Origin of the sequence: Ruegeria sp. B32, from assembly GCF_025141855.1 — a bacterium.
Lineage (GTDB): Bacteria > Pseudomonadota > Alphaproteobacteria > Rhodobacterales > Rhodobacteraceae > Ruegeria > Ruegeria arenilitoris.
In genome coordinates this window covers 1,261,206-1,276,575 of sequence record NZ_CP081106.1, presented here as the reverse complement: position 1 = coordinate 1,276,575, position 15,370 = coordinate 1,261,206, and the positions used below count along the sequence as shown (strand labels likewise).

Sequence of the window (15,370 nt, the reverse complement as noted above, 5' to 3'; positions counted from 1 at the left end):
TGATTCCCATTGCGTTGCAGGCTAGCAGAAACGCTCAGTCCCCGGAGGCGAGAATGGGCATCAATACCGAACGTGACATCGAAGCGAACCTTCAGATCGGTCCGACCGACCATGGAATGGTGCGCCTGTTCATCGAGGCGGGCGAGCTTGAAATCCCCATGGATTTCGACCCGGAAGAAGCCGAGGAAATCGCCGACGAGATCCGCGCCGCAGCACAGGCCGCACGCGCCGTCAAAAGCTGAAGTCAAAGCCGCGGATCACGCAAGCCATGCAACCGCCGCGCGGCGTCCATGGCAAATTTCTGGATCATCTTTTTGCGTCTTGCCCCGGCCAACTTGGTCTCGGGGGACATGCGTACGATCTCGGCGTCATAAGCATCCGCAATGATAAGTCCGGTTTCAGCGGGCAGCAGTTCGGTGGGAAAGTCCGTGTCCACCGCCCAGAAGAAGCGGTCGCACCAATCCAGATAACCCTGCCACTTCGAATCGGACATATAGTCGGCCCGGCTTGACTTGCACTCGATCACCCAAAGCTCGCCCTTTGGCCCCAACCCCATGACGTCAACGCGCAACCCGCGGGTCGGGACGAATTCCTCAATCGAAACAAAGCCGTGCGTCACTAGGTGTCTAGAGACACCCCTGGCCAGTCTTTGTCCGGGCTGAAGTTCAACTGTCATGCGCAGAGTGTGAACAATTAGTGAACAAATTGTCAAGTTGGCAGGTTTTGATCATCATCCTGGATCTGACCCGGCCCGCATGCCCAAGATTTGCCCCTACAATCAACTTCCGCACGACCCAGACCAAAAACTGTTGAGCATGCCCCTTGTGCAACTGAGTGTTGCGCCCTACTTAGGCGCTTGGCGGGTTCTGCCCTTCTCGTGACTGGTAGCATTCCGGTGGCCTTAAGCAATTCCGAGGGAGCTGGCTCTGTTCGGGTCCTGGCCCGTTTACCTGGCGCCCACCTGTACATACAGGTCCTCGGGAATCAAAACCGCACGGTTGCCTGGTGGTCCCGCCGCCTTCTGATCAGGGGATGTCCTTCAAACCCGACGCGCGGGGAAGTCCCGCCGTTGAGAGGTTTCCTCAGTCTTCTTCCGGGAACAATTGAGCACTCGATTGCGACAGTTCCGGCTCTATCGATGCGAAAGTGTTCACGCGCAAAGGGCTGTGGCTGTCGACAAATTGGTCAAAACAAGCGCAAAGCGGCTCTGGCCCATCACGACCGGCGCGCTTCGACGCGCACGGGCTCCAACTTGACCGCGACCGGCGTGCCTCCACGCGGGCCTTTGGGCTTTTCGGCCATGCTCATGATCGCATAGGCGAATTGGACGCCTGCAAAGACGATCCCGTTCATGAACCAGATCATGATCAGCGCGATAAAGCCGATGTCGGACCCGGTGATGAGGTGACGCAGGTTGGCCACGTTCACAAGCAGCAGCACCGCGACAAACACAGCCGAGACCACAAAGCCGAGCGCGACCTGGGTGATGTAAAGACGGATCAGTTTCGGCATGACGCACCTCCTTCACACGACAGGAGTCTAGCGCAATTTTGTGCCGGGTAAAATCGCCCGTGGCGCGTCAGAACGCCTCGGGCTTGGCCTCGCGGGCCATGTGATCCAGTACCGCGTTGACGAATTTCGGCTCTTTTCCTTCGGGGAAGAAGGCACGCGCCACGTCGACGAATTCGGTGATGACCACCTTGGGCGGCGTGTCGCTCTGGCTCAGCTCGGCGCCGGCCGCGCGGAACAGTGCCCGCAGGGTCGGGTCGATGCGCGAGATCGGCCACTTGGCCACCAGCGCACGGTCGGTCATCTGGTCGATCGGCGCCTGATAGTTCACAGCATCATCCACCAGCTTGCGAAACAGCGTGCTGTCGCCTTCCAACATCTCGTCGCACTCGTAGACCGCGCCGAACCGGTGATCCAGAAACTCGTTGACCACCTGCTCGGTCGTCTGGCCCGACTGCTCCATCTGGAACAGCGCCTGCACGGCATACAGCCGCGCGGCGGATTTCATCAGGCGTTTCCGGTTTGCCGGTTTCGGCGTGTCTGTCTGGGTCATGCTGTCGTTGATCCGTTGCTGTCGCCCGCCACGAGGATGGACTCGGACGGCGGCTTGAATCCGACGCCCTTTTTCGAAGCGCCCCACTTACGTCTGAGCGCGATCAGATGCAAGGCCGCAGCCGCCGCGCCGCCACCTTTGTTCATCTTTTCCGGATTTGCGCGCACTTCGGCCTGCGCGTCATTTTCAACCGTCAGGATGCCGTTGCCGATGCACAGCCCCTGCAGGCCCAGCAGCTGGATCGCCCGGCTGGAATCGTTGCAGACGGTTTCGTAATGCGTGGTCTCGCCCCGGATCACGCAGCCCAGCGCCACATAGCCGTCAAAGTTGCACTGGCGGTCGGCCATGGCAATCGCGGTCGGGATCTCGAGCGCGCCGGGCACCTCGACCACCTCGCAACTGCCGCCGGCGGCCTCGATCTCGGCCTTGGCGCCGCGAACCAGCTCGTCGGCGATGGCGCGATAGAACGGGGCCACGACGATCAGCAGCTTGACCGGGTCATCGAATTTCGGAGTCGGCAGAACGCCGTGTTTGTCTTGCTCAGCCATGCTCAGTCATCCTTGAGAATCGAGCGGGTCCCGACGATGGACAGGCCAAAGGCGTCCAGACCCAGGTATTTCGTCTGCGGCGAGTCGGTCAGCAGCACCAGTTCCTTGATGCCCATCTTGGACAGGATCTGCGCGCCCAGACCGGTTTGCTTGATGGTGCGCGGGCCTTCGTCCTCGGCCGCGTACAACGAGTTGCGCGGGTTGCGGAACAGGCAGACCACGCCACGCCCCTCGGCGGCGATCTTTTCCATCGCGCGCGGCAGTTCCTGCGGCGACTTCGGACCAAGGCCCAGAATGTCCGAGGCCTCGTGCAACGCATGGGTGCGGGTCAGGACGGGCTCGGGCGTGCTGATGTCGCCCTTGATCATCACCACATGTTCGATCCCGTGGGTCTGATCGGTGAAGATCCGCATCTCCCACTCGCCGCCATATTCCGACGTGACCATCCGGCGCGCGGTCTCGACCACAAGATTGTCGTGACGCGCGCGGTACGAGATCAGGTCGCTGATTGTGCCGATCTTCAGCCCATGCTCCTTGGCGAATTCGACCAGATCGGGCAGTCGTGCCATGGTGCCGTCGGGCTTCATGATCTCGCAGATCACGCCCGAGGGGTTCAGCCCGGCCAGGCGCGAAATGTCCACGGCGGCCTCGGTGTGGCCGGCACGCACAAGCACCCCGCCCCGCTTGGCGCGCAGCGGAAAGACATGGCCGGGCGTGGCCAGATGCGCCATGGTGTTCTGCTCGTTGATCGCGGTGGCGATGGTCAGCGCCCGATCGGCAGCCGAGATCCCGGTGCTGACGCCTTCGCGCGCCTCGATCGAAACGGTAAAGGCCGTCTCGTGCCGCGACGAGTTGTTCACGGCCATCATCGGCAGGCCCAGCCGGTCGATCCGCTCAGCCGTCATCGGCAGGCAGATCAGCCCGCGGCCATGGGTGGCCATGAAATTGATCGCTTCGGCATCGGCGAATTCCGCCGGGATCACCAGGTCGCCTTCGTTTTCGCGGTCCTCGTGATCGACCAGAATGTACATCCGGCCCTGGCGCGCCTCTTCGATGATCTCTTCGATCGGGCTGATCGCGTCGCGCAGCTGGGCCTCGACCGGTCCGGGTGTTTCAAAGCTCATGGGGCAGCCTTTCACAGAGCAGGTGTTACATCGCGGGATAGACCAGCGCGCGCGCAAAGGCCAGTCCGCAAACGAAGTGGGCCGTACCTAACGCGACGCAATTTCTTTGCTGGCGATCACGAAACTTCGGCCAATCGAGCCACATACCGGGCCAGCGTGTCGATTTCCAGATTGACCCGATCTCCGAACTTCACCGCGCCCCAGGTCGTCACCTCTTTGGTATGAGGAATGAAGTTGATCCCGAAATCGCACCCGTCGACATCGTTGACCGTAAGCGAAGTGCCGTTCAGAGCAACCGAGCCCTTTGGCGCGATGAAGCGCGCCAAATCCTTGGGCGCGCGCAGGGTCACGCGGGTGCTGTCACCTTCTTCGGCCATCGCGACGATCTCGGCGACGCCATCGACGTGCCCCGAAACGATATGGCCACCCAATTCGTCACCCACCTTCAAGGCCCGTTCAAGGTTGACCCTTGAGCCCACCTTCCAGCCGTCCAGATTGGTTTTGGAAACGGTCTCGGCGCTGATCTGAACATCGTACCAGTCATCACCCAGCGCGATGACGGTCAGGCAAACCCCGTCGCTGGCGATCGACGCACCAATATCTATGCCGGATGTATCATAGCCTGTCCGGATGCGCGCCCGCAGATCGCCCTGCTGCTCCAACTCGATGATTGTGCCGATATCGGTGACGATCCCAGTGAACATTCCGTTAACCCTCTGCGCCTAAGCTGTGCCATGCAATCCACGCCGAGGTAAGGCCAAGTGGCGGGCGGAGCAAGCCCTGCCTTGCCCGGCTGGCCGCAAAAAGGCATAGTTTGTTCAATAAAACACGGGCAACCAGAATTCGAGCATCTGGCATGAGGCAACCGAAGGACAACTCCGACAGTCGCGTATTCCTGTTTTTGCAGGGGCCGCATGGGCCGTTCTTCAGCGGCTTGGGTCGCATGTTGCGCGCGGCTGGCGCGCAGGTGTGGCGTGTCGGGTTCAATGCCGGGGACCAGGCGTTTTGGTTCGATCGCGCCAGCTATATCCCCTATCGCGGCAGGCTCGACGACTGGCCGGAAAGCCTGAGGGACATCATCCTTGCGCGCGGTGTTACCGACATCGTGCTTTATGGCGATGTTCGCCCGGTGCACGCCGAAGCGATCCGGACGGCGCAAAACCACGGCATCCGAGTTCATGTGTTCGAGGAAGGGTACCTTCGACCTTGGTGGGTCACCTATGAGCGCAATGGGTCCAACGGACATTCTCGCCTGATGGATCTGGAAATCGCCCAGATGCAGCAGGCGTTGCAAAGCTCGGGCGCCACAACGCCCCCACCCCCGTCACATTGGGGAGATATGCGGCAACACATTTTCTACGGCGCTCTGTACCATTGGTTCGTTCTGTGTATGAACCGCGGGTACCGAAACTTCCGCCCGCACCGAGAAGTGCCTGTCTCAAAGGAATTCAAACTGTATTTCAAACGTTTGGCGCTCATGCCAATCCATCGACTGCAGCGCGTTCTCGCCACTTGGCGTGTAAGGCGTGGCGGGTTCCCGTATCATCTGGTGCTGCTGCAACTGGGGCACGACAGTTCGGTCCAGGCGCATTCAGACTTTTCATGCATGGCCGATTTCATCACCCCGGTGATGGAGGGGTTCGCCAAGGGCGCACCGTCCCACCACCGCCTGGTCATCAAGGAACATCCCCTTGAGAACCAGCGCGAGCCGCTGAGAAGACGCGTCCAAGCACTTGCGCGCGAACTAGGCATCTCGGATCGCGTGCATTACGTGCCCGGGGGAAAGCTGGCGCGCCTTCTGGATCACGCGAGCTCGGCCCTGACCATCAATTCCACCGCCGGACAGCAGGCTTTGTGGCGCGGCATCCCTCTGCGTGTCTTTGGAAAGTCGGTCTACGACAAGCCTGAACTGGTCTCGCACCAACCGATTGACGAATTCTTCAGGCACCCGCAAAAACCGGACACGGAGGCCTATCGGGCATACCGCCAATTTCTGTTGGAAACCAGCCAGGTGCCGGGCGGCTATTACTCGCGCGGCGGACGGCGCCAATTGCTGCGGCGGGTCGCTGACATGATGTTGCAGGCTCGCGACCCTTATCAGGCCGCGCTGACCGGAATCGCGACCATCACGCCACAGTTGAAAATCGTTGAATGGCACGGTGCTTCGCTGGCTGGAACTTGAAGTATGAAACCGCTAGTTTGACCGCAAACCAAAAGACTACATACGAAACTCGAGGTATTTCGGCAGTGCAGCGTTTCCCTACTCGATGGATACGAGGGTTGTCCCTCGTTGCAGCCATTGGCCTACTGACAGCGTGCCAACTGCCCAAGGCCGGGCCGAACAAAACCGAAATTCTGGCGGGCTCGACAGTCAATGGCGGCAACGCCCACGTGGTCGAAGTTGATGACCGGGTGGCCCACGTCACCTCTGCGGTTCCACAGTTTGGCTTTCCGCCCGCCTTCAGGTCAGCACAAAGCGTAACATCCGACACCATTCGTCCCGGCGACGTGCTTGGCTTGACCATTTGGGAAAACGTCGACGACGGTCTGCTGGCTGGTGAAACCGGCCCATCGACCAATCTGGATGAGGTTCAGGTCGACAGCGAAGGCTATATTTTCGTGCCCTATGCCGGCCGCTTGCGCGCCTCAGGCAACACGCCCGAGCAGCTACGCTCGCTGATTGCGGAAAAGCTGCGCGAGCAGACGCCTGATCCGCAGGTTCAGATCCGCCGCGTGGCGGGTGACGGTGCGACGGTCTCGGTAACCGGTACGATCGGCGCCTCTGGCATCTATCCGATCGAGCGCCCGACCCGAACGCTTTCGACGATGCTTGCCAGGGCCGGTGGCGTGGCGGTCGCCCCGGATATTGCGCTGGTCACGGTGATCCGCGGCAATCAGCGTGGCACCGTGTGGTATGACGATCTGTTCCGCAATCCTGAAACCGACATCGCACTGCGCGGTGGTGATCGCATCCTGGTCGAACAGGACACCCGGTCGTATATCGCGCTGGGGGCTACGGGTGGGCAATCCCGCGTCGCCTTCGACAGTCAGGATCTGTCCGCGCTGGAAGCACTGGCGCAGGTCGGCGGCTTGCAATCGCTGTCCTCAGATCCCACAGGGATCTTCGTTCTGAGGGACGAGCGTGAAGATATCGCACGCAAAGTGCTGGGCCAGCCGAACCTTCAGGGCGAACAACGCGTGATCTACCTGCTGAACCTCACGGCGCCCAACGGTCTGTTTGTGGCACGTGATTTCGTGATCCGCGACGACGACACGATTTACGTGACCGAAGCCCCGTATGCACAGTGGACCAAGTCGATTTCGCTGATTGCCGGCGGTCTGACACCCGTTGCAAACGTCGCCACGCTGACCGGAAACTGAGGCATGAAACCCGGCGCCGACACCGCGGACGCCGAGGATCGAACGCGCCTGTATGTCTACAATTGTGGGTTTCTGACCCAACGTAGGATCCGCCGCATCCTGTCGCTGACGGGATTCGACATTCGCGTTGGGCTTCCGCGTTCGGGCGACATGGTGGGCATCTGGGGCGAAAGCCCGACTGCGCACCGCGGAACCCGAGTTGCGAAAGACCGGAATATCCCGCTGTTGCGGGTCGAGGATGCATTCCTGCGATCCCTGCTGCCGGGGCGCGATCACGAGCCGCCACTCGGCCTGCTTCTCGAACGACGTGCGATGCATTTCGATCCGTCACAGCCGTCGGACCTCGAAACTCTGCTGGCCACGCACCCGCTGGATGACACCGCCCTGCTGGATCGGGCGCGTGGCGCGATCGCACGGCTGAAGGAATCGCATCTGAGCAAGTATTCGGCCTGCGACCCGGATATCGCACCCCCGGATCCGGGCTATGTATTGGTTATCGATCAGATACAGGGCGACGCGGCGGTTGCGGCAAGTCGGGGCGACCCTGCGCGGTTTCTGGAAATGCTGATCATGGCCCAAGAGGAAAACCCTGGCGCGCGTGTGATCATCAAGACCCACCCGGAAACACTGCAGGGCCATCGGCGCGGTTTTTTCTCGGAGGATGACGAAACTGACCGTGTCTCCCTGCTGGCGGATCAGATCAGCCCCTGGTCGTTGCTGGAAGGCGCGATTGGGGTCTATACCCTGTCATCGCAACTGGGGTTTGAGGCCATTCTGGCCGGTCACAAACCTAGGGTTTTTGGGCAACCCTTCTATGCCGGGTGGGGTCTGACGCAGGACGAGATGCCTCTGCCGCGCCGACAGCGCAATCTGACCCGCGCTCAACTATTCGCTGCCGCCATGATACTGTACCCGACGTGGTACGATCCCTATCGCGACCAGCTGTGTGAGCTTGAAACGGTGCTGGATACGCTTGAGGCTCAGAGCCGCGCCTGGAGACAGGACAGGCACGGTTGGACAGCATCTGGAATGCGCTTGTGGAAACGCAGGCATATTCAGCAAACCTTCGGGAAGTGGAAAAAAGTTCGTTTCGTACCGGAACGGCCCTCGGCATCCGACAGGCCTCATATGGTCTGGGCCAATCGTAGTCTGGAAGCCGAAGATGTGGTCCGCGTCGAAGACGGTTTTTTGCGCTCGCGCGGGTTGGGGGCCAACCTTGTGCCCCCGCTTTCACTGGTGACCGACGACCTTGGAATTTACTACGACCCCACCCGACCCAGCCGTCTGGAAGAACTAATCACCGCTCGCGAAGAGTTGCGACCCGATCAGGAGATACGGATACGCCGCCTGGTGACGCAACTCACCGCGGCGGGGCTAAGCAAATACAATACGGGCGGCAGTTGCCCGCCCCTGCCGGACGGGCACCGAATTCTTGTACCTGGCCAGGTAGAGGACGACGCCTCGATCAGGTTGGGCACCAGCACGGTCAGCACAAATCTCGAGTTGCTGAACACCGTTCGCGCGGCCAATCCCGACGCAGTTCTGATCTACAAACCGCATCCGGATGTTGAGGCCGGGCTTCGGGACGGTCAAACAGACGCCGAGGGTCTTGCAGATGTGGTCCTCCACGAGGTCGACCCGGCACTGGTTCTGCCAGAGGTTCATGAGGTCTGGACTATGACCTCACTGCTTGGGTTCGAAGCTTTGCTGCGCGGGATAAAGGTCACTACGCTTGGGGCCCCGTTCTACGCCGGCTGGGGTCTGACGACGGACCTTGGATCGGTCCCGGCCCGACGAGGCGCGCGACCGACGGTGCTGGGCCTGGCCTACGCCACGCTCATCGACTATCCACGGTATTTCGATCCAGTCACTCGCGATGCCTGCCCGGCGGAGGTTGTCGCAGACCGTTTGGCGCATGGCCCGATTTCACCTGCTGGGCCGGCAATCCGGCTGCTGGCCAAGCTTCAGGGGGCTTTCGCGACACATGCGAACCTGTGGCGCTAGGGTGCGACGCTAACGCACTGGCCTGCGCCAGACATGCAGAACATCGCCACCCAAGTCCCGGGTTTCAACCAGCGAAAAACGGGGCGCGTCGCCCAGTTCCTCAAGCCCCATGGCGCCAATGGCGGGCAAGCCTTCGGCCCCGATGGCCAAGCCCGCGCTGAAACCGACCAACTCGTCGACCAGATCATTTGCCAGCAGGGACGCGGCCAATGCTGAGCCCCCCTCGCAGAACACCCGGGTCAGACCGGCCTGCCCCAATTGGTGGAGCATGTCTGCAGCATCGATCCGGTGATCCTGCAACGCGCAGGATATCAGCCGAGCGCCCAGTCCCTGCCACGCCGCGGCACGCTCGGGGTCGGGCGACGGGCCATGGCAAAGCCAAACGGGAATATCAGACGCGGTTCGGGCCAACTGGCTGAGCAAAGGCAATTCGAGGTGACGTGAAACCACGACACGCACGGGTTGCCGGTCGATACCCAGATCACGAACCGTCAGCGAAGGATCGTCGGCCCGCGCGGTGCCCGCGCCGACCATCACCGCATCGTGCCGCGCACGCATGGCATGCACCGCCCGACGGGCCTCGGGGCCGGTGATCCACTTGCTCTGCCCGGTCTCGGTTGCGATCCGTCCATCAAAGCTGCTGGCAAGTTTCAGCGTCACGAACGGTCGGCCTTGCTCGGTCTTCATGAAAAAGCCCGCGTGATCCATTGCCGCCTGATCGCTCAGAACCCCGGTCGTGACCTCAATCCCGGCATCGCGCAACATGGCAAAACCCTGCCCCGCGACGCGCGGATCGCTGTCCTCGATCGCCGAAACCACGCGGGCCACTGCGGCGTCGATCAAAGCCTGAGCACAAGGTGGCGTCTTGCCGTGATGCGAACAAGGCTCCAGCGAGACATAAGCGGTCGCGCCACGCGCCTGTTCGCTGGCCTGGGCCAAAGCTTCGGTTTCCGCATGAGGGCGACCGCCGGGCTGCGTCCACCCGCGCCCGACGATCCGGCCGTTTTTCACCAGAACGCATCCGACCGCGGGGTTGGGCCAGCAAGATCCTTGTCCGCGCCGCCCCAAGGACAGGGCCAGCGCCATGTATCGCTTGTCTGTTTCGGTCACTCGTCAGTCGATGGCTGCGGCGGGCGCAGTTCGTGGACGAACTCCTCGAAATCATCGGCCGCCTGGAAATTCTTGTATACGCTCGCAAAGCGAACATAGGCGACGGTGTCGATCCGCGCCAGAGCTTCCATGACGATCTCGCCGATCTTGTTGGACGGAATGTCGGTCTCACCCATGCTTTCCAGGCGCCGCACGATGCCGGATATCATCTGGTCGATGCGGTCCGGATCAATCGGGCGCTTCTGCATCGAAATACGGATTGACCGTTCCAGTTTGTCCCGGTCGAAATCCTCGCGTTTGCCATTTGTCTTGATGACCACGAGGTCGCGCAACTGGACCCGCTCATAGGTGGTGAAACGGCCCCCGCATGCGGGGCAGAACCGACGCCTGCGGATGGCTACGTGATCTTCTGCCGGACGTGAGTCCTTGACCTGAGTATCGATATTTCCGCAAAACGGGCAGCGCATCCGCCGTCTCCTCGTCCCTTGTTCCGCCTCTTTTTGTCAGCGCTGTGGCTGACTTATCCACAACTATAGGACAGCCGCTAGAGTTTGGGTAGTCGGAAATTTAAACCGCTATATGCAGGGTCACCCAAAATGTGCCGCAACTCGGCGAACATGGGACGCGGTCCTGTGCTCGAACAGGTAGATACCCTGCCATGTTCCCAAGGCAGGTTGCCCACGTCGGACCGGGATCGAAAGCGAGACCGGCATCATTGCCGCCTTGATATGGGCCGGCATGTCATCGGGCCCTTCATACGTATGTTTCAGATAAGACATCGACGGATGATCTGAGGGCGGAACCAGCCGCGAGAAAAATGCCTGCAGGTCCGTCTGAACTTCGGGATCCGCGTTTTCCTGTACCAACAGTGAACAGGATGTGTGGCGGACGAACAGCGTCAGCAATCCGTCGGCCCCACTTGCGGAAAGCCAGTCACGGATGTCGGAGGTGAACTCGTACAGCCCCTGCCCTCGGGTTTCGATGGTGAATTCGGCCTGCATCAACCGGGTGGCCCTGTTTGCGTCAGTTGAAGAATGGGCGCACGTTGCACCGGGCATTCGCACCTTGGACCGACATGCTGTAGCCCGGTTGAAATCCAGAAACCACTACGCTGGGTTGCTGTGGCACGCCGCCTGTCGGCGGTTTGATCGAAAACTGCACGGCGGTCCGACGCCCGGTTGTCACACTGGGCCCATAGCCGCGCAAAACGTAAATCCGCTGCTGCCAGCCGGCCCCCAGTTTGCGCCGAGCAAAATCCGCCGCCGCGCACCAATACCCATCAACGTCCTGCCGGGCGCGGGGGATGACCTCAAAATCGGTGCTGTTCATCGGCTCGGTCCGGTACCCGTTCGGGGCGGCGTCAGTCTCGACCGGAGCGGCTGCAACCATTGCCGCCAACGCGGCGCATGTCAGAATATGTTTCATTGCAAATATCTTCCCTGATTTCGACGCGCATCATAGCCTAGTTTTTCACCAAGCCCAGAACAGCGTCGTTCACGATGATTTCAGGAAAAGTGCGCACGCGAGTGGTGCCTTGCGTCCGGGGAACTGGGACATGCATTCAATGTGTGCCGGGGAGCCACAGATCGGTTGGTGTGACCAAATCCTTCGGCTCTGCCCGATCCCCACGGGACTGACCCGGCACGCGGCTGATCTATGACGACCGTACCATCGAGTCTTTCTTTGCCCGGCCACGTCTTTGTGATCTGAAGCCATTTCCGGTGCACGTAAGTGCGCCGTGTCTGACCCTGTGTGGAAACGGTCACCTCACAAAAACTATGCAAATGACAAAATTCGCTACATAATCCGGCCAATTCAGTGGGTTCCGGAGCGTGGCATGCAAGTCGATATCGCCAGAATTCAGCTGCTGGCGTCCGCGTTGCAGGATCAGGCAGGGAATACTGATACGGTCGTTCGAGTCCTCGCCAAGAGCGGGCTGAGTGCGCAAGACCTCGCGCCGCCTGCAAAGTTGTACAGTGCCCATAGCGAGGCCTTGTTTGCCCGCCACGCTTGCGATGAACTCAACGACATCCTGTTCGGCGCGCGAACGGGCTTGCAGTTCAGCGCAACTTCTAGCCTGACCGCTTATATCAGCAAGTATTCCCGGGATCTCCGGCAGGTACTGGAGAACGCCAACCACTTCCACCGGCTGATTGATCCGGCCATCGCCGTGAGGCTGCATGAGTCCGGAAATTCGGCAACCATCGAGGCCAGGTGGAAGGACCCAAGCTTTTCGCGGTACCACCGGCGAACCGAGTTCCTCATGTTTGCCTGCATTGCCCGCCTGCGTGCTCTGACGGGGATCCCGATCCAGCCGATCGAACTAAGGTTTCAGCACAGGGTCGGCGCGCGAGAGGAAGACTATTCCAAACTCGGCAGGTTCCCGGTGGTGTTTGGCGCGGAAAAGCTCGAAATCATTTTGCCGCAATCAACGCTCGACGTGCCCGTCCCGACCTACGATCCCAGCTTGCGACAGCACCTTATGGAATATGGTGACCGTCTGCTGCATGAAAACAGTGATGAAAAACAGACTCTACGGTCGCGGGTCGAAGGGCGGATCACCCAATCGCTTCCCGGGGCCATCGCCCGCGCCGAACAGGTTGCCAAGGATCTGGGCATGAGCCCACGAACATTCGGTCGACGCCTGACCGAGGAAGGCACCAGCTTTCGCGAAATTGTCGACGACCTGCGCTGCGACCTCGCCAGAACGTTTCTGAAGAACGACATGGGCCTATCTGAGATCTCGTACAGCCTTGGCTACGCAGACCAGGCGGCATTTTCGACTGCTTTCAAACGCTGGACCGGGCAATCTCCCAGCGCGTTCAAGGATCAGTCCCGGCGCAGAAAGCTTGCCTGACAAGCGGCCGGGGGTCATCAGCGTTGCCGCCTCGCCCCGACCTGTCCCATGAGTGGACACAAGCGATATGGTCCGCGAAGGCTCTGACCACTTGCGAATTCCCGCCAAATTGAATTCACGTTTGGCCGTCGTGAACCAAACCGCCGTGCAAATGAAAAAAGGCGCCTCGGTCGAGGCGCCTTTTTGATCACTGATCCAGGAAGGACCGCAGCTTTCGGCTTCGGCTGGGATGTTTCAGCTTGCGCAGGGCCTTGGCTTCGATCTGCCGGATACGTTCGCGCGTCACGCTGAACTGCTGACCAACCTCTTCCAGCGTGTGGTCGGTGTTCATGCCGATGCCGAAGCGCATCCGCAGAACCCGCTCCTCGCGCGGGGTGAGCGAGGCCAGTACCCGCGTGGTGGTTTCCTTGAGGTTTTCCTGAATGGCGCTGTCCAGCGGCAGCACGGCATTCTTGTCCTCGATGAAATCGCCCAGTTGGCTGTCTTCCTCGTCCCCGATGGGGGTCTCAAGGCTGATCGGCTCTTTGGCGATCTTCATCACCTTGCGGACCTTTTCCAGCGGCATCTGCAGCTTTTCGGCCAGTTCTTCCGGCGTCGGCTCACGTCCGATTTCATGCAGCATCTGGCGGCCGGTCCGCACCAGCTTGTTGATCGTCTCGATCATGTGCACCGGAATACGGATGGTGCGCGCCTGATCCGCGATCGAGCGCGTGATCGCCTGACGGATCCACCAGGTCGCATAGGTCGAGAACTTGTAGCCACGGCGGTATTCGAACTTGTCCACCGCCTTCATCAGGCCGATGTTGCCTTCCTGAATGAGATCAAGGAATTGCAGGCCGCGGTTGGTGTATTTCTTGGCGATCGAGATCACCAGGCGCAGGTTGGCTTCGACCATTTCCTTCTTGGCCTGACGCGCCTCTTTCTCGCCCTTCTGGACCTGCTGCACGATGCGGCGGAATTCGCTGATGTCCAGACCGACATATTGACCGATCTGCGCCATGTCGTTGCGAAGTTCCTCGACCTTGTCCGACGAGCGTTCGATGAACATTTGCCAGCCCCGGCCCGGCTTTTGAGCCATGTCGGACAGCCAGTTGGGATCAAGTTCACGACCGCGATACTCGTCAATGAACTCACGGCGGTTGATGCGGGCCTGGTCGGCCAGCTTCACCATGGCGCTGTCCAGCGACATCACCCTTTTGTTGATGCCGTACAACTGATCGATCAGGGCTTCGATCCGGTTGTTGTGCAGATGCAGGCCATTCACCAGTTCAACGATCTCGGCGCGCAGCTTTTGATAGGTCTGCTCATCCTTGTCGCTGAACGACCCATCCTCGTTCAGAGTTGCCGATATCCGGCTGTCCTGCATCTCCGAGAGCTTTGCGAAATCCGTCGAGATCCGCTCAAGCTGAGTCAGAACCTGATCTTTCAGTGCCGCTTCCATCGCGGCCAAAGACATGTTCGCCTGATCGTCTTCATCATCGTCATCGTCGTTGGCAATCGGGTTGCCGTCAGCATCCAGTTCGGGACCCGTGTCCTTGGCGGGCTTGGCGGCCGTGACAGCCGAAGTATCCACCACCGGCTCTTCTACGTCGCCATCCTCGTCCATCTGATTGCCGAACGTCGCTTCCAGATCGATGACATCGCGCAGCAGGATGTCCTCGGACAACAGTTCGTCATGCCAGATCGAGATCGCCTGGAAGGTCAGCGGGCTTTCGCAAAGCCCGAGGATCATGGTGTTGCGACCGGCTTCGATCCGTTTCGCGATGGCGATTTCGCCCTCGCGGCTCAGCAGTTCTACCGACCCCATCTCGCGCAGATACATGCGCACCGGGTCATCGGTCCGGTCCAGCTTTTCGGTTTGCGCACCGGCCAGCGCAACCTCACGGTTGCTGTCGGTGGTGACCAGATCGGTCGAGCCCTTCTGCTCTTCCTCTTCGGCCTCTTCGTCTTCGATGATGTTGATGCCCATCTCGGACAGCATCGACATCACGTCCTCGATCTGTTCCGAACTGACCTGATCCGGCGGCAGGACCTGATTGAGCTGATCGTAAGTGATGTAGCCTTTCTCGCGAGCCTCGGCGATCATTTTCTTGACCTGGGCCTGGCTCATGTCCAGCGAGATTTCCTGTTCCTGGTCGTCGGACTTCCGTTCCTCGTTGGTATCCTTGGCGGCCATTCAGTGCTCCTGCAGGGATGGGTGATTCGATGGAACCGAATCATTAGCGCGTAGAAGTGATTCGGCCACCCGTTTACCCGTTTTTCTTTTCCAGTGCTTTATGAAAAC

The 15,370-nt window shown here is 60.4% G+C and carries 16 protein-coding genes; 5 read left to right on the top strand and 11 right to left on the bottom strand.

Annotated features, from left to right (window positions below; genetic code table 11):
• The first annotated feature begins 53 nt into the window (after positions 1–53).
• Positions 54–242 carry a DUF6324 family protein gene (locus tag K3752_RS06530; RefSeq protein WP_260065697.1) on the top strand — a complete coding sequence of 63 codons (189 nt, stop codon included), beginning with the start codon at positions 54–56 and terminating at the stop codon, positions 240–242.
• Between the two features lie 2 nt (positions 243–244).
• Here K3752_RS06530 and K3752_RS06525 read toward each other — a convergent pair whose 3' ends face one another.
• The 6 genes from K3752_RS06525 to K3752_RS06500 form a co-directional block, all read right to left on the bottom strand.
• A complete protein-coding gene (locus tag K3752_RS06525) occupies positions 245–676 on the bottom strand; it encodes an MmcB family DNA repair protein (RefSeq protein WP_170339701.1) in 432 nt (143 codons plus the stop codon).
• A gap of 539 nt (positions 677–1,215) precedes the next feature.
• Entirely contained in the window at positions 1,216–1,512 is a 297-nt protein-coding gene (locus tag K3752_RS06520; RefSeq protein WP_260065696.1) for a hypothetical protein, read from the bottom strand.
• Between the two features lie 67 nt (positions 1,513–1,579).
• The gene (gene nusB / locus K3752_RS06515) at positions 1,580–2,062 is read right to left on the bottom strand and encodes a transcription antitermination factor NusB (RefSeq protein WP_260065694.1); all 483 of its coding nucleotides are present in this window, start codon (positions 2,060–2,062) and stop codon (positions 1,580–1,582) included.
• Positions 2,059–2,610: a 6,7-dimethyl-8-ribityllumazine synthase gene (locus K3752_RS06510; RefSeq protein ID WP_170442378.1), complete on the bottom strand. Its 552-nt coding sequence runs from the start codon at positions 2,608–2,610 to the stop codon at positions 2,059–2,061. The genes nusB and K3752_RS06510 overlap by 4 nt, the downstream gene beginning before the upstream one ends.
• A gap of 2 nt (positions 2,611–2,612) precedes the next feature.
• Positions 2,613–3,734, bottom strand: coding sequence for a 3,4-dihydroxy-2-butanone-4-phosphate synthase (gene ribB, locus K3752_RS06505; RefSeq protein WP_005983875.1), 1,122 nt, complete (start codon positions 3,732–3,734; stop codon positions 2,613–2,615).
• Between the two features lie 116 nt (positions 3,735–3,850).
• Positions 3,851–4,438, bottom strand: coding sequence for a riboflavin synthase (locus tag K3752_RS06500; RefSeq protein ID WP_260065689.1), 588 nt, complete (start codon positions 4,436–4,438; stop codon positions 3,851–3,853).
• Between the two features lie 152 nt (positions 4,439–4,590).
• Between K3752_RS06500 and K3752_RS06495 the strand changes: the two genes are divergently transcribed.
• The 3 genes from K3752_RS06495 (at position 4,591) to K3752_RS06485 (ending at position 9,119) form a co-directional block, all read left to right on the top strand.
• Positions 4,591–5,916, top strand: coding sequence for a capsule biosynthesis protein (locus tag K3752_RS06495; protein WP_260065687.1), 1,326 nt, complete (start codon positions 4,591–4,593; stop codon positions 5,914–5,916).
• Between the two features lie 65 nt (positions 5,917–5,981).
• Complete coding sequence (locus K3752_RS06490; protein ID WP_260065685.1) at positions 5,982–7,115, top strand: polysaccharide biosynthesis/export family protein; 1,134 nt, start codon at positions 5,982–5,984, stop codon at positions 7,113–7,115.
• 3 nt (positions 7,116–7,118) lie between these two features.
• Positions 7,119–9,119: a capsular polysaccharide biosynthesis protein gene (locus K3752_RS06485; protein WP_260065683.1), complete on the top strand. Its 2,001-nt coding sequence runs from the start codon at positions 7,119–7,121 to the stop codon at positions 9,117–9,119.
• A 9-nt stretch (positions 9,120–9,128) separates the two neighbouring features.
• Here K3752_RS06485 and ribD read toward each other — a convergent pair whose 3' ends face one another.
• The 4 genes from ribD to K3752_RS06465 form a co-directional block, all read right to left on the bottom strand.
• Complete coding sequence (gene ribD, locus K3752_RS06480) at positions 9,129–10,205, bottom strand: bifunctional diaminohydroxyphosphoribosylaminopyrimidine deaminase/5-amino-6-(5-phosphoribosylamino)uracil reductase RibD (protein ID WP_260066265.1); 1,077 nt, start codon at positions 10,203–10,205, stop codon at positions 9,129–9,131.
• Between the two features lie 20 nt (positions 10,206–10,225).
• Positions 10,226–10,696 (bottom strand): transcriptional regulator NrdR, encoded by a 471-nt coding sequence (nrdR, locus tag K3752_RS06475; RefSeq protein ID WP_039534475.1) that lies wholly within the window; start codon positions 10,694–10,696, stop codon positions 10,226–10,228.
• Between the two features lie 120 nt (positions 10,697–10,816).
• Entirely contained in the window at positions 10,817–11,230 is a 414-nt protein-coding gene (locus K3752_RS06470; RefSeq protein WP_260065679.1) for a secondary thiamine-phosphate synthase enzyme YjbQ, read from the bottom strand.
• A gap of 22 nt (positions 11,231–11,252) precedes the next feature.
• A complete protein-coding gene (locus tag K3752_RS06465; RefSeq protein WP_170363710.1) occupies positions 11,253–11,654 on the bottom strand; it encodes a hypothetical protein in 402 nt (133 codons plus the stop codon).
• A 412-nt stretch (positions 11,655–12,066) separates the two neighbouring features.
• Between K3752_RS06465 and K3752_RS06460 the strand changes: the two genes are divergently transcribed.
• Positions 12,067–13,086, top strand: a complete 1,020-nt coding sequence (locus tag K3752_RS06460) for an AraC family transcriptional regulator (RefSeq protein ID WP_260065675.1) — start codon at positions 12,067–12,069, stop codon at positions 13,084–13,086.
• 187 nt (positions 13,087–13,273) lie between these two features.
• On the opposite strand, the gene rpoD is transcribed toward K3752_RS06460, so the two are convergent.
• Entirely contained in the window at positions 13,274–15,262 is a 1,989-nt protein-coding gene (gene rpoD, locus K3752_RS06455) for an RNA polymerase sigma factor RpoD (RefSeq protein WP_170357505.1), read from the bottom strand.
• Positions 15,263–15,370: the final 108 nt, after the last annotated feature.

What these genes read in the sequence shown, in the direction of transcription:
- K3752_RS06465 (WP_170363710.1), bottom strand. Translation starts at nt 11,654, where the DNA reads ATGAAACATATTCTGACATGCGCCGCGTTGGCGGCAATGGTTGCAGCC.
- K3752_RS06485 (WP_260065683.1), top strand. Translation starts at nt 7,119, where the DNA reads ATGAAACCCGGCGCCGACACCGCGGACGCCGAGGATCGAACGCGCCTG.
- ribD (WP_260066265.1), bottom strand. Translation starts at nt 10,205, where the DNA reads ATGGCGCTGGCCCTGTCCTTGGGGCGGCGCGGACAAGGATCTTGCTGG.
- K3752_RS06530 (WP_260065697.1), top strand. Translation starts at nt 54, where the DNA reads ATGGGCATCAATACCGAACGTGACATCGAAGCGAACCTTCAGATCGGT.
- rpoD (WP_170357505.1), bottom strand. Translation starts at nt 15,262, where the DNA reads ATGGCCGCCAAGGATACCAACGAGGAACGGAAGTCCGACGACCAGGAA.
- K3752_RS06520 (WP_260065696.1), bottom strand. Translation starts at nt 1,512, where the DNA reads ATGCCGAAACTGATCCGTCTTTACATCACCCAGGTCGCGCTCGGCTTT.
- nusB (WP_260065694.1), bottom strand. Translation starts at nt 2,062, where the DNA reads ATGACCCAGACAGACACGCCGAAACCGGCAAACCGGAAACGCCTGATG.
- K3752_RS06510 (WP_170442378.1), bottom strand. Translation starts at nt 2,610, where the DNA reads ATGGCTGAGCAAGACAAACACGGCGTTCTGCCGACTCCGAAATTCGAT.
- K3752_RS06470 (WP_260065679.1), bottom strand. Translation starts at nt 11,230, where the DNA reads ATGCAGGCCGAATTCACCATCGAAACCCGAGGGCAGGGGCTGTACGAG.
- ribB (WP_005983875.1), bottom strand. Translation starts at nt 3,734, where the DNA reads ATGAGCTTTGAAACACCCGGACCGGTCGAGGCCCAGCTGCGCGACGCG.
- K3752_RS06460 (WP_260065675.1), top strand. Translation starts at nt 12,067, where the DNA reads ATGCAAGTCGATATCGCCAGAATTCAGCTGCTGGCGTCCGCGTTGCAG.
- K3752_RS06525 (WP_170339701.1), bottom strand. Translation starts at nt 676, where the DNA reads ATGACAGTTGAACTTCAGCCCGGACAAAGACTGGCCAGGGGTGTCTCT.
- K3752_RS06500 (WP_260065689.1), bottom strand. Translation starts at nt 4,438, where the DNA reads ATGTTCACTGGGATCGTCACCGATATCGGCACAATCATCGAGTTGGAG.
- nrdR (WP_039534475.1), bottom strand. Translation starts at nt 10,696, where the DNA reads ATGCGCTGCCCGTTTTGCGGAAATATCGATACTCAGGTCAAGGACTCA.
- K3752_RS06495 (WP_260065687.1), top strand. Translation starts at nt 4,591, where the DNA reads ATGAGGCAACCGAAGGACAACTCCGACAGTCGCGTATTCCTGTTTTTG.